Origin of the sequence: Novosphingobium sp. KACC 22771 (assembly GCF_028736195.1) — a bacterium.
GTDB lineage: Bacteria > Pseudomonadota > Alphaproteobacteria > Sphingomonadales > Sphingomonadaceae > Novosphingobium.
In genome coordinates, this window is record NZ_CP117881.1 from 2,876,725 (window position 1) to 2,889,854 (window position 13,130).

Below are 13,130 nucleotides of genomic sequence, written 5' to 3' on the forward strand. Positions count from 1 at the left end.
CGAAGCCGACGATGCATTGGAGCTAATTTAATCGCTGATCAAATTTATGGCAAGGACCATTTCGCCTCCTTGCTGCCTTTGGCCATTCTGCCTTTGCGCCCGGTGATCCATAAAAAAGGGCTTCGGAGCAAACCCGCTCCGAAGCCCTTTTTTTTAGCCCTGCGCGAAAGGGATCAGAAATTGATCCCCGCCCGCACGCCAATGGTGCGGACCGAGTTATAGCCAAAGCGCTGGTTGAGCGTCAGCACGGCGGGGTTGAGCGAGGCGTCGCCACCGTCCGAACCGATCGAAATCGGGCGAATGGCGTTGGTGCAGTTCTTGCAGAATAGCGCAACGTTGAACGCCGCCGTCTTGATGCCGATGGTGGCATCAAGCGTGTCCCAGCTCGGGATCTGGAACGCCGGGCCAAAACCGGCCGAGAGCGACGAGCGGTGATAGTAGCTCAACGAGATCAGGCCATCCATCCTGTCGCTCAGCGCATGCTGATAGTCCGCGCCCAGCGTGGTGCTGAAGCGGGCCGAGAGCGGGATCTGATAGCCGCCCGCGTTGAAATCCGACACAAAGCCCTTGCTGGGATCGTTAGGATCGATCGGTCGACCACAGCCCTGCGAAGTCTGCGTCGGATAGCATTGCGCGCCGGGGAAGTTGTCGTACTTCGCATCGGCATAGGTGGCCGAACCCGACAGCGTCAGCCCCTTGGCAACGCGCGCCGTGAACGAGGCGTCGATGCCCTTGGTGGTGGCCGTCGCCGCATTGGCAAGGACGAAGGTGCGCAGCGCGGTGATCCACGACTGAACCTGAAGGTCGGTGTAGCGAGTGTAGAAACCGGCCAGGCTGAGCGTCAGGTGATTGTCGAACAGCTTGGTCTTGATGCCGATTTCGCCGCCCTTCGAAATTTCCGGGCGCACCGCAAGATTGGCACCGGGCGCAGGGGCCGTGTTCGAGAAGCCCGGCCCCTTGTAACCGCGCCCATAGAAGCCATAGATCAGCGTCGCGGGCGTCACCTGCCAATCAAGGCCGATCTTGTAGCTGAAGTTGGTGGCGTCGGTTTTCTGGATCGAGCGGTTGTTGGGAATGCCCAGCGTGACGAAATAGTTGCCGGTGTTCTCCAGCAGATCAATGCTGGCCTTGTCATAGGTCACGCGGCCACCGGCGGTCGCCTTCAGCGTGTCGGTCAGGCCGTAGCTGAGCTGACCGAAACCGGCAAAGCTGTTCTGCTTGAGAGTAAAGCGCGAGTCCTGGCCCAGAAACGTGGTGTTGCTGACCGGGCAGGCGGCAGGCGGAGCGCCAAGCTGCGTGGCGCCCACGCAAAACGGAAAGGTCGGCAGCAGGAACGAGGGGAAACCATTGTTGCCGCCCAGCAGGTTCTGCTGGTTAAGCTGCGAATGGAAGTAATACAGGCCCGCCTGACCGGAAATACGGTTGCCCGAGGGCAACGCCAGACGCAGTTCCTCGGAGAACTGGTCATATTTCTGGTGGGACGAATTGGTGTTGAAGAAATTGTACGGCGTCTCGTCCGAATCGAAGGTGAAGGCCGTGGTCATATGTTTCCACGCCGCAATGTTGATCAGTTGGACGCCATTGTCGAAAGTATAGCTGATGTTGGCCTGAGCGCCGCCCGTCTCGGTATCGCGGAAATTGGGCGCATCGGCCTGGAAAATCTGGTTGTTGATGCCCGAGGGCAGGCCAAGGCCGGTATAGGCGCTGCCCGCCCCGATCTGGCGGTAGGTGATGTCATAGCGCCCCGAAACACCGCGCTGACGGTTATAGTCACCCAGAATATAGACGCTCAGCGCACTGTCGGGCTGCCACAGATACTTGGCGCGCAGGCCAAGGTTGCGGATGCCCATGTCATTGCGGACATTGGCGTTGACCATCGGATAGGTGATGGAGTCCTGTCCGCTGTAGATCGCGTTGAGGCGCAGCGCGCTGGTATCGCTGACCGGCAGGTTGAGCGTGGCTCGCGCCTGAATGCCCTGCCCCTTCTTGATCGGGCGGTCGCGGGTCACCAATTCGACGTCCGCATTGCCTTCCAGCTTGCCGATCTTGGGTTTTGCCGTCGTGATGTTGATCAGACCGGCAGAGGCGTTCTTGCCGAACAGCAGGCCCTGCGGCCCGTTGAGCACTTCAACGCGCTCCAGATCGTAAAAGGAGTTGGCCGCGAACTCGCCATTGCCGAGCACAACGTCATCGACCATCTGCGACACGCTCGATTCCACCGTGGTGGCAAAAGTTGCCGTGCCCACGCCGCGGATCGAATAGGTGTTGTCCTGCGCCACCTGAAGGCTGGGCGCCAGCTTGGTGATGCCGCTCAAGTCATTGACGCCGCGCTTGCCAAGCGTTTCGGCGGTCACCACCGAGACGCTGAGCGGCACTTTCATCACGTTTTCCGAGCGGCGCTGGGCGGTCACGATGATCTCGCCGGTGCCTTCGCCAGCAGCGGCGGAAGTCGCCGGGGCGCTAGCAGCCGTCTGGGCCGAGGCGGCTGCCAGCGGAGCCAGCGCAGCGCCCATCAGCAGCGCGGCCTGAATAGATGTCCTGAACATGATGGTCCTCCCTAACTTTATCATTCAGCGCCGGGAGACAGGCGTTATGGCGATCAGGCCTATGCGGGCATGATGCGCTCTGCTACTCTCCAATACGACGCCATCGAGTGGGCAACACGGTTTTGATCACCGCTTAAATCGGATCTCTATTTTTTGTGGAGGGTCCTGTCAAGGGGCTTGCGCCGTGCTGCGCATCCCGCCCGCGCACCGGGCCGCGACGATCCTGCGTAAAGCGCGGCGGCTCCATTCACAAAGAGGGGAGACTTAGGCTGAACGGACTATTTTCATCTATAAAACATATATTTGATGGATATCGGTGGTGCATTCACACGGCCCGAAATGAGCGCGCGATGGTCATGCTCGGACTGTTTGGGCAGGGCGAAATTCGCGGCACGATCATGCGCGAGGGGCACGGCTACTTTAATCGCAGCTTAAATATCTGCGCCTGAAAGGCCGCGACGTGGCCTGCGATGCCCAAATTTGATCATGTATCAAATGATGGTTGCGCGATTATCAGCGCGCGTGCAAAGCCTGCATTGCGATGACCGGGCCATGCTCGATTGCCGCCCGATCTATGCCGGGTGGGCAAGGCGGGATCGCCAACGCGCAATAGCCATGCAGGCGGAACGAAGGGCCGCCTGCATAGCCACACTTCATACTACCGCCTTATACGGCGTAACCCGGCAACTGGCGGTCCACCTTGCGGCGTACCGCTTCCCACGCCAATTGGTGGTGCGATTTGCGGGTGTCGCGGTTCACCCCGTTGCCTGTTGCCTCTCCGGCCAGCTGGCGGCGGGCCTCTTCCTGCGCATCCTCGGGCGCGATCAGCACATGGTCACGCCCGACCGAAAGCGCCGCCACTTGCGCGGCCGCCGCCTTTTCAAGGCTGTAAATCCCGGTCCACGCCTCGCCCGGCGTGCTGCCCAAAGCCAGCGTGCCGTGGTTGCGCAGCAGCAGCAGCTTGTTCTGGCCCAGATCGGCCTGAAGCCGCTCGCGCTCTTCCAGATGCAGCGCAACGCCCTCATAGTCATGGTAGGACAGGCGCGGAATGACATAGAGCGCCGTCTGCGACAAAGGCAGCAATCCTTCGGCATGGGCCGATGCACCGACACCATTGGTCGTATGGAAATGGGCGATCCAAAGGGCATCCGGGCGCGCGGCATGGATGGCCGAATGGATCACGAAACCGGCATAATTGATGCCATAATCGTAATCGCCGATGAAATGGCGGCGATGACGCGCCCATAAACTCAACTTAAAAGGTTGAGCTTAACCCTTGCAAATGAGTTTCTGTGCCGACCTATAAGCCCGGCTCATAAGCGACCACCCCGCACAGGGCGACGCCGAAACGAAAAAAGAGCGGGCGATCTCCCAATCGCCCGCTCCAGGAAACACAGCTTGGGGGTTCTTTTTATTATACTTTAGAAATTGACCCGCACTTCCGCGCCAAAGGTGCGCGGGGGGTTGAAATTGCCGTAATCGCCCAGCACCCCGTCATTTGCCGCCGAGCGGCGATAGATGTAGGTGGTGTTGAACAGGTTGCGGCTCCACAGCGCAAAGGTCGCCTTGGTGTCGCCCGTCATCGGCACCGAGGCCACCGCAAGGCGGCCGTTGACCACGAGGCTGGCATCAGCCTTGATCGGCTCGTTCTGGAAGCTGTATTGCGACGAGGCGTAATTGGCGTCCAGATGCAGCTTGGCCTCGGCGCCCGCGCCGCCCACCGGCACGCTGTAATCGGCCGAAACCGAGGCGGCGTTGCGCGGCGTATAGACCGTATAGACCTGATACAGCACATTGTTGAGGAACGGGTTGGCCGTAGGCGGAACGAAGGTGTAGGTATAGGCGTAAGAGGCGCCCATCGTCAGGCCCGGCGCGACCTTGACCGTCAGATCGGCTTCGATCCCGCGGATCTTGGAGGTGCCCGGCGCGTTGCGGGTTTCCTCGGTATGCAGGTTGAAGGTCGGGCTGGCCGGGTTGGTATCGACATTGTCAAAGTCGGTCTGGGTGCCGGTGCGGTCCATCATGTAACCGGCAAGGTTGAGGCGCACATGATGGTCCAGCAGGTCCATCTTGGTGCCCACTTCATACGAGCGCACGACTTCGGGGCCAAAGGCGTTGAAGGTCTGCGAACGGTCATTGGCGCCGCCCGCACGATAGCCGGTCGAATATTTGGCATAGACATTGATGTTGGGCATCACGTCATAGGCGGCCACAGCCAGCGGATCAAACCGGCTCACGCCCTGCTGGAACCCGAAATTGCTGGCCACGCCCTGCACCAGATAGAGCGTGCCGTGACGGTTTTCATTGGTATAGCGACCGCCCAGCGTCAGGTGGAAACGGCCGTCGAGCCAGTCGGGCGAATAGGTCATCTGGCCAAAGGCGGCATAGCTGTGGGCATAGGCCTCGCTGGCGCGCTGCAGGAACTGCTGGCCGATGGCCCAGCCCTGATTGGACGAGGTGACGGGGCCGGAAACGGTCTCGCTGTTGATCGTATAGCCGGTGCCGTCCGCATTCCACTTGTTCGAGGAGGGTGTCGAGGCCTGCTCCTGCGCGCGCTCGGTAAAGTAATAGCCGCCCAGCACATATTCGACCTGCGGAATGCTGCCCACCAGTTGCAGTTCCTGGCTGAACTGACGCTGGTTGAGATAGGACAGGCTGTAGCGGCTGAACGAGGTGTTGGGCAGGAAGACCGTGCGATGCGCGCCGCCCGAATTATCCCACTGGTCGGTCGAAACCGTGCGCCATGCGGAAATCGAGCGCAGCTCGATGTTGGGCGCAACGTGATAGTTCAGGCGCAGCGTCGTCCCTTCGGTGCGGTCAACGCTGGGCTGCTGGGGCACGCCGATGTCGGCGGTGGCCATGCGCGCGCCGCCGCTCACCACCACCAGCGGCGAAAGCGGGGCGATCATGCCCGAGGGCAGCTTGTTGTTGTTGGCCGCAATCTGGGCCAGCGTGGCCACCGGCAGACCGTTGGGATTGTAATTGATGAGTTGGCTGTAATTGGGCGTGTTTTCGTCCTTGGCCTTGTCATACGAGACCAAGGCCGAGAAACCCTGGATCGGGGTCCACTTGGCCGAAATGCGCCCCCCCACGCGTTCATACTGGTTCCAGCCCGCCTGTCCGGCCAGCGGGTTCTTGACGGTGGGGTCCTGATGCTGCTCGACGCCGTCGATCTTGATCGCGATATTGTTGAATTCGGGCAGGTCGATATGGGCTTCGGCCGAATGGCTGCCGTAATTGCCCACGCCCGCCGAAACGCGCCCGCCAAACTGGCCGCTGGGGTCGCGCGTGACGATGCTGACCGCGCCGCCTTCGGTGTTGCGGCCGAACAGGGTGCCCTGCGGCCCCTTGAGCACTTCGATCCGCGCCACATCGAAGAGCGCGGCATTCAGCCCCTGCGAGCGGGCGAGATAGACGCCGTCAATATAGACGCCGACGCCCGTGTCGCGCGCGGTCTGGTTCTGGTCAAAGGGCACAATGCCGCGAATGCCGACCGTGAGCGCGGACTGGCGCGCCTCAAACGTGGCGACACGCAGCGAAGGCACGCCGCCATCGGCCAGATCGATCAGGCTCTGCACATGGCGTTCGGCGATGATCTGGGCATCGACAACCGAAATGGCGATTGGCGTCTTTTGCAGGTTGGTTTCGCGCTTGGTGGCGGTCACGACAATGTCGGTCAGCCCCGAACCCCCGGCAGCAGCGGCAGGCGCAGGCGCAGCATCGGCGGCATGCGCCACGCCCGCGCCCAACATCAACAAACCGCAAAGCGGCGTTCCGAACATGACCCTGTTGTACTTCACTGTCGTCTTCCTCCGAGGATGGCCGTGGGGTCATCGCCCCTCTGGCCGTGCCTGTAACTTTCGTTACGGCGCCATCTATCCATGGTTTACTTCACTTTTATGACGCCGCCCGCCACGCTGATCTGCCAAACCGCGGCGGCCCGATTGACTGGCCCGCAATTCGTGGCATGAGGGCATCCATGTTTCCCAAGAAACAGCGCCAATCCGCCCCGCCGCCCCGGCTGCTGTCCCGATCGCGATCCGGGCTGGTTCTGGCGGGCATGCGTATTCTGGTGGCGCTGCTTCTGGCGCTGTGGCTGTGGATTGCCCCGGCCCATCCGCATCTGGGCGGATCGTCCACGGCGGTGTTGTTCATCGCCTATCTGGGCTTTGCACTGGCCTTGCTGGCGGTGGCATGGCGCAGTTGGTGGTATGACTTCCGATTGGCGCGCCCGGCCTTTGTCGTCGATATCGCCACGCTGCTCTCCGGCTTGTTCCTGACCGAGGCGGTGACGCTGGATTTCTTCAGCCCCTTCATCACCTTTTTTGCCTTTCTGATGCTGACCTCGGCGGCGCGGTGGAGCATGCGCAGTATGTTGCTGATTGCGGGCGGGCTGGCGCTGGGCTTTTTGCTGGCCGGTTGGCTGATCGACTGGGACGGGCTGCCGCTGGACATGGCGCGGTTCTCCCGCCGTTTCGTCGCGCTGGCGCTGCTGTTGCTGATGCTCTTGTGGTTTGCCCTTGGGCGGCAGCGGGCGGGTGCGGCCCGGTATGAGCGGCAAGTCTCGCAAGATCCTTTCATCGGCACGCTGGATTATGCGATGGCGGTCTATGGCGCGGGCGGCGGCATGCTGGCATGGCGCGGCGAAGGCGAGAGCAGGCCCCGCCTCTACAGCGCCGGGACGCTGGCGGGCGCGGCCTGCGACGCGCCGATGGATCTGGCCGGAACCGATGATCCGTTGCTGTTCGACAAACCGCGTCTGCGGCAAATCCTGCTGCAAGGCGGCAAACATCTGAGCGCGCGGCGCGCAGGCCCGATGCCCGGCTTGATCGCCCATTGCGCCCTGGGCCAAGGGCTTTCGATCCCCATTACAAGCCGAACCGGGCGGGGGCAAATGGTGCTGTGCGACATGGCGGGCCTGAATCCCGACGATCTCTTTGCCGCCCATGGCGTGGGGCGCGAAATCGCCGCCGCGATGGATGAAGAAGAGGCCGAGGCACTGGGCCGCGAGGTGGCGCTTTCACGCCTGCGTTCGCAAATCGCCACCGATCTGCATGACAGCGTGATCCAGACGCTGGCGGGCACGCGCTTCCGGTTGCAGGCGCTGCGCGGCGCGATGGGCGGACAGGGCGAGAGCGCGCGGGACATCGACCTCATCTGTTCGGGCATAGCGGACGAACAGGACCATATGCGCGACATCATCGAGCAATTGCGCCGGGGAGAGATCAAGCCCGGCCAGCGCGACCTGCATCAGGAACTGCTGGTGGTCTGCGCCCATCTGGCCCGGCAATGGATGGTGGAGATCACGGTTGCCCAATTGCGCAGGCCGATCATCGTGCCTGCCGCGCTCCATTTCGAGGTGCAGCAGATCCTGCGCGAGGCCATCGCCAATGCCGTGCGCCATGGCAAGGCCGACACAATCAGCATCGAACCGGCCGCCGCCGACCATCGGCTGCTGTTGGCCATTGTCGATAATGGCCTGGGGTTTGACGCCGACCATCCCCCCCGCTCCATCGCCGAGCGCGTAGCGCGGGCGGGCGGCGACTTGACCATCACATCGGCGCCGGGGCAAACACGGCTTATGATCAATCTGCCGCTGGACCCTGCGCCATGACCCGAATCCTAATTGCCGATGACCACGCCTTTCTGCGCGCCGGGCTGGAGCAGGTGCTGGCCAGTCTGGGCTATGCCATTGCCGCATCGGTGGGCGATGGCGAGGCCGCGCTGGCGGGAATCGAGGCGGAACGGCCCGATCTGGCCATCCTCGACATCCGCATGCCCGGGCGCGGCGGGGTCGGCGTGCTCGAAGCGCTGCGTGATGCGGGCGATGACACGCCGGTCCTGCTGCTGGCCGCAGAGGTCGATGATGCCGCGCTGGTCGGCGCGATGCGGGCCGGGGTCAACGGCATCCTGCTGAAAGACACCGAGGCGGACGCCCTGCAGCAGGCCATCGAAACGGTGATGGCAGGGCAAAGGGCGATTCCGATGGGGATGATGGAGCGCGCCTTTGCCTTGGTGACCCAGCCTGCGCCCCCCGACCCGCTCGACAGCCTCTCCGAGCGCGACCGCAGGATCGTGGAGGGCGCCGCCGCCGGTCTGCGCAACCGGGACATCGCCCAAAACCTTGCCATTTCCGAAGGTTCGGTCAAAGTCTATCTGCACCGCATCTTTGACCGGCTCAATGTCAGCAATCGCACCGAACTGGCCTTGCTGGTGCGGGCAAAGAGATAGGCGCGAAAGGCAGGGGAAAGCATAAAGACCCATGATGGCGCGCCCGATTCATATTCTGCTGCGGGTCGTCATCGCCCTGCGCCAATGGCTGCGCAGCAGCGAAATGGCCTTTATCGCGGTGGCGGTGGCGGTCGGCACGATGGCCGGGCTGGCCACCCTGGTTCAGGGCTGGCTGGCCCATGGCATGCAGAGCCTGATCTATGGCGTTGCGGCCAATCGGTTGAGCGCGCTCAATGCCATCCTCCACCCATGGAAACTGCTGGCGCTGCCGCTGGGCGGATTGGGGCTGATCGCGCTGGGGCGCTTTGCGGCGCGCCATCGCCATGTGCCCATCGACGTGGTCGAGGCCAATGCGCTCCATGGCGGACGGATTCCCGCGCTCGACAATCTGCTGATCGCGGCCCAGACGATCCTGTCCAACGGCTGCGGGGCGTCGGTGGGGCTTGAGGCGACCTATGCCCAGATGGGCGGCGGCCTTGCCTCGCTGCTGGGTCAATGGCTGAAACTGCGGCGGGCCGATCTGCGCACGCTGGTGGGCGCGGGCGCGGGCGCGGCGGTGGGGGCGGCGTTTGGCGCGCCGCTGACGGGGGCCTTCTATGCCTTTGAAATTGTCATCGGCGCCTACAGCACCGCCTCGGTTGCGCCGGTCATTGCCGCGGCGCTTGCCGCCACGCTGGTGCTGCGCGGGCTGCATGTCGAACCTTATCTGATCGCCCTGACCCAAACGCGCATCATCACCATTCTCGATTATGCCGCCTATGCGCTGCTGGGCGGGCTATGCGCGGTGATGGGCATTGCCGTGATGCGCCTTGTCACTCTGGCCGAGCGGGGTTTTCAGGTCTGGCCTTTGCTGGCGCGGTGGAAGCCCCTGGCGGGCGGGGTGATGCTGATGCCGCTGGCGCTGATGACGCCGCAAACGCTTTCGGCGGGGCATGGCGCACTTCATCTCGATCTGCTGCTGCAACCGCCGCTGCACCTGCTGCTGCTGGTCATTGTGCTCAAGGTGGCCGCCTCGGTCATCTCGCTGGCCAGCGGTTTTCGCGGCGGCCTGTTCTTTGCCTCGCTGTTTCTCGGCTCGCTGCTGGGTCAGGTCTTTGCCCGACTGTTCAACCTCAACCCATGGGGGCTGGTGATTTCGCCGATGGATGCCGCGTTGGTGGGCATGGCGGGCTTGAGCGTTTCGATTGTCGGCGGGCCGATGACGCTGGCGCTGCTGATGCTGGAAACCACGCATGATTTCGCGCTGATGGGGGTGGTGCTGACCGCCGCGCTGATTTCGGCCACCATCACGCGCGAGGTTTTCGGCTATTCCTTCTCGACATGGCGGCTGCATGTGCGCGGCTCCGACATTCGCAGCCCGCGTGATATCGGCTGGATGCTCACCCTGAACGCGGGGCGGATCATGCGGCGCGACTGGACCAATGTGGTCAACACCATGACCATCGGACAATTTCGCGCCACGGTGCCGCTGGGCTCCACGGCCAAGGCGATCGTCACCGATGCCGACGGCCATTATTGCGGGATCGTGGCAACCGCGGCCGCCCATGCACCGGGCAGCGATCCGCTGGCGCAAATCGACACGCTGGTCACGCTGGCCGCCACCACGTTGACCCCGGCCAGCAGCCTCAAAACGGTGCTGGCCACATTTGATACGGCGATGGCCGATGAACTGGCCGTCGTCACGCCCGAGGGTCAGGTGGCCGGTGTGGTCACCGAGCGGCACGCGAGGCGCCGTTATCTCGAGGAAATCGAGGCGGAGCAGCGCAAGATGTTCGGTGAGACCGGGCGATAGGCGGACACGACGCGCGCCGCCGCGCGGATGATCCTATGGCGCGGCGGCGGCGATGAACGATTGACGGCGCTCCCTTCGTTCCATATTTCGATTTTTATCGAATCGTGGAGATAGGGATGGACGCCGCCGCTGTTATTCAAGCCTTGGGCGCTCTAGCGCAGGAACACCGGCTGGCCGCTTTCCGCCTGCTGGTTCAGGCCGGAGAGCATGGCCTTCCCGCAGGCGTCATCGCCGAGAAACTGGGCGTGGTCTCCTCATCCATGAGCTTTCATCTTGCCGCTCTGGCGCATGCCGGATTGGTCCGACAGCGCCGCCAGAGCCGTCTGGTCATCTACAGCGCCAATTATGCGGCGATGAATGGTGTGATGGGCTATCTCACGGAAAATTGCTGCGGCGGGGTGCCCTGCACGGACGAGGTCTGCTGCCCTGCCCCATCCGCAGGCGCGGCCTCCGGCGGAGCGGAGAATGCCGCATGACATTCCCTGCCGATGCCTTGTCGATCATGCCATTGAGCGCTTCCTGCACAAAGGAGACCATCCTGTGACAACCGACATCATCATTTATCACAATCCCGAATGCGGCACCTCGCGCAATGCGCTGGCCATGATCCGCAATGCGGGCATCGAGCCGCATGTGATCGAATATCTGAAAACGCCGCCTTCGCGCGCTTTGCTGGAGAGCCTGATCGAACGCGCCGGGATGACGCCGCGCGCGCTGCTGCGCGAAAAGGGCACGCCTTTTGCCGATCTGGGCCTTGGCAATCCCGACCTTTCCGATGCGCAATTGATCGACGCCATGATGGAGCACCCCATTCTGATCAACCGCCCGCTGGTTGTCTCGCCGCTTGGCGTGCGCCTGTGCCGCCCGTCCGAGGCCGTCCTCGACCTGATCCCGGCCGAGCAGCGCGGCGCCTTTGCCAAGGAGGACGGCGAACAGGTCGTCGATGCCGACGGCAAGCGGATATCAGCCTAGTGTCCTCGCGCGGCGGCGCGAGACCCGGCGAGGAAGTGCCATGACGAAACTCAAGCGGGCCTTGTGGAGCGAGGCACTGGGCAGCTTTCTGCTGTTTGCCTGCGTCATCGGTTCGGGCATCATGGGCGAGCGGCTGTCGGGCGGCAATGTGGCGATCGCGCTGCTGGGCAATACGCTGGCAACGGGCGCTTTGCTCTTCGTGCTGATCACGATGCTGGGGCCGGTATCGGGCGCGCATTTCAATCCGGCGGTGACGCTGATCATGCGCCTGCGCGGCGAGATCGATACGCAGGGCGGGCTGGCCTATGTGGCGGCGCAAATGGTCGGTGGCATTGCGGGCGTGTGGGTGGCGCATGCGATGTTTGATTTGCCCGTATGGCAAGTCTCGACCCATGGCCGCACCGGCGCCGGACAATGGCTGGGCGAAGCGGTGGCGACTTTCGGATTGATCCTGACGATCCTGGGCACGGCCAAGCACCGGCATGTCTGGGTGCCTCCCGGCGTGGCCTTTTACATTGTTGCGGCCTACTGGTTCACCTCGTCAACCAGCTTTGCCAATCCCGCGATCACCATTGCGCGCGCGCTGTCCGACACGTTTGCGGGCATCGCGCCCGCCCATGTGCCCGCCTTCATCGCCGCTCAATTCACCGGCGCCCTGGCGGCCCACTTCGCCGCCATGGTCCTTTTCCCGCAAGAGGATGAAACATGACACGCCTGCGTGTTCTCCATGATCCCCATCACCTGCCCGCGCTGAAACCCGAATATGCCCACCAGCGCCCCGCCTTTGGCTTGGGCGAGATGGAACCGGCGCCGCGCATCCTGCTGCTTTACGGCAGCCTGCGCGAGCGTTCCTATTCGCGCCTTGTGGTGGAGGAAGCCGCACGCCTGCTGATCTATTTCGGGTGCGAAGTGCGGATCTTTGATCCTTCCGACCTGCCCCTGCCCGATCAGGTGGCCGGGGATGACCATCCCGCCGTGGCCGAACTGCGCGAACTCTCGCTCTGGTCCGAAGGTCAGGTCTGGTGCAGCCCGGAACGGCATGGCCAGATCACGGGCATCATGAAGGCGCAGATCGATCACCTGCCCCTTGCCATGAAGGGCATGCGCCCAACCCAGGGACGCACGCTGGCCGTGATGCAGGTCTGCGCCGGGTCGCAATCCTTCAACACGGTCAACACCCTGCGCCTTCTGGGCCGCTGGATGCGGATGTTCACCATTCCCAACCAATCATCGGTCGCCAAGGCCTATGAGGAGTTTGACGAGGCCGGGCGGATGAAGCCCTCGTCCTATTACGACCGCATCGTGGATGTCTGCGAGGAACTGGTCCGTTTCACCGTGCTGCTGCGGCTTCATGCCGAGCAGTTGGTGGATCGCTATTCAGAACGCGTCGAGCGGGATTACCCGGTTGCAACGCCGGTCGAAAAGGCAGGATTAAACGCTCTTTGACCATGATGGATGCGTTTCATATGGCGCCCGACCGCAGCGTGGCCAGATAGACGCATAACATGTCGGCCAGCGCCTCGGTGCGCTCGTCGATCTCGTCATGGCGCTCTTCGCTGTGCGAAAGGGCTCTACCCATGGCTTTGAGC

General features: G+C 63.0%; 10 protein-coding genes. 7 read left to right on the top strand and 3 right to left on the bottom strand.

Annotated features, from left to right (window positions below; translation table 11 throughout):
• Positions 1-173: 173 nt before the first annotated feature.
• The 3 genes from PQ467_RS13285 to PQ467_RS13295 form a co-directional block, all read right to left on the bottom strand.
• Positions 174-2,546, bottom strand: a complete 2,373-nt coding sequence (locus PQ467_RS13285; protein WP_274173862.1) for a TonB-dependent receptor — start codon at positions 2,544-2,546, stop codon at positions 174-176.
• Positions 2,547-3,212: 666 nt separating this feature from the next.
• Positions 3,213-3,800 (bottom strand): class II aldolase/adducin family protein, encoded by a 588-nt coding sequence (locus PQ467_RS13290; RefSeq protein WP_274173863.1) that lies wholly within the window; start codon positions 3,798-3,800, stop codon positions 3,213-3,215.
• 167 nt (positions 3,801-3,967) lie between these two features.
• Entirely contained in the window at positions 3,968-6,328 is a 2,361-nt protein-coding gene (locus tag PQ467_RS13295; RefSeq protein WP_274176159.1) for a TonB-dependent receptor, read from the bottom strand.
• Positions 6,329-6,525: 197 nt separating this feature from the next.
• Between PQ467_RS13295 and PQ467_RS13300 the strand changes: the two genes are divergently transcribed.
• The 7 genes from PQ467_RS13300 to arsH all read left to right on the top strand — a co-directional run bounded on the left by PQ467_RS13300 (position 6,526) and on the right by arsH (position 12,987).
• Positions 6,526-8,160: a sensor histidine kinase gene (locus tag PQ467_RS13300; RefSeq protein WP_274173864.1), complete on the top strand. Its 1,635-nt coding sequence runs from the start codon at positions 6,526-6,528 to the stop codon at positions 8,158-8,160.
• Positions 8,157-8,777, top strand: a complete 621-nt coding sequence (locus PQ467_RS13305) for a response regulator (RefSeq protein ID WP_274173865.1) — start codon at positions 8,157-8,159, stop codon at positions 8,775-8,777. The genes PQ467_RS13300 and PQ467_RS13305 overlap by 4 nt, the downstream gene beginning before the upstream one ends.
• 34 nt (positions 8,778-8,811) lie before the next feature.
• Complete coding sequence (locus PQ467_RS13310) at positions 8,812-10,569, top strand: chloride channel protein (RefSeq protein WP_274173866.1); 1,758 nt, start codon at positions 8,812-8,814, stop codon at positions 10,567-10,569.
• Positions 10,570-10,685: 116 nt separating this feature from the next.
• Positions 10,686-11,045, top strand: a complete 360-nt coding sequence (locus tag PQ467_RS13315) for an ArsR/SmtB family transcription factor (protein WP_274173867.1) — start codon at positions 10,686-10,688, stop codon at positions 11,043-11,045.
• Positions 11,046-11,109: 64 nt separating this feature from the next.
• A complete protein-coding gene (gene arsC / locus PQ467_RS13320) occupies positions 11,110-11,541 on the top strand; it encodes an arsenate reductase (glutaredoxin) (RefSeq protein ID WP_274173868.1) in 432 nt (143 codons plus the stop codon).
• Positions 11,542-11,581: 40 nt separating this feature from the next.
• Entirely contained in the window at positions 11,582-12,250 is a 669-nt protein-coding gene (locus tag PQ467_RS13325) for an aquaporin (protein WP_274173869.1), read from the top strand.
• Complete coding sequence (gene arsH, locus PQ467_RS13330; RefSeq protein ID WP_274173870.1) at positions 12,247-12,987, top strand: arsenical resistance protein ArsH; 741 nt, start codon at positions 12,247-12,249, stop codon at positions 12,985-12,987. Before PQ467_RS13325 ends, arsH begins: the two co-directional genes overlap by 4 nt.
• Positions 12,988-13,130: the final 143 nt, after the last annotated feature.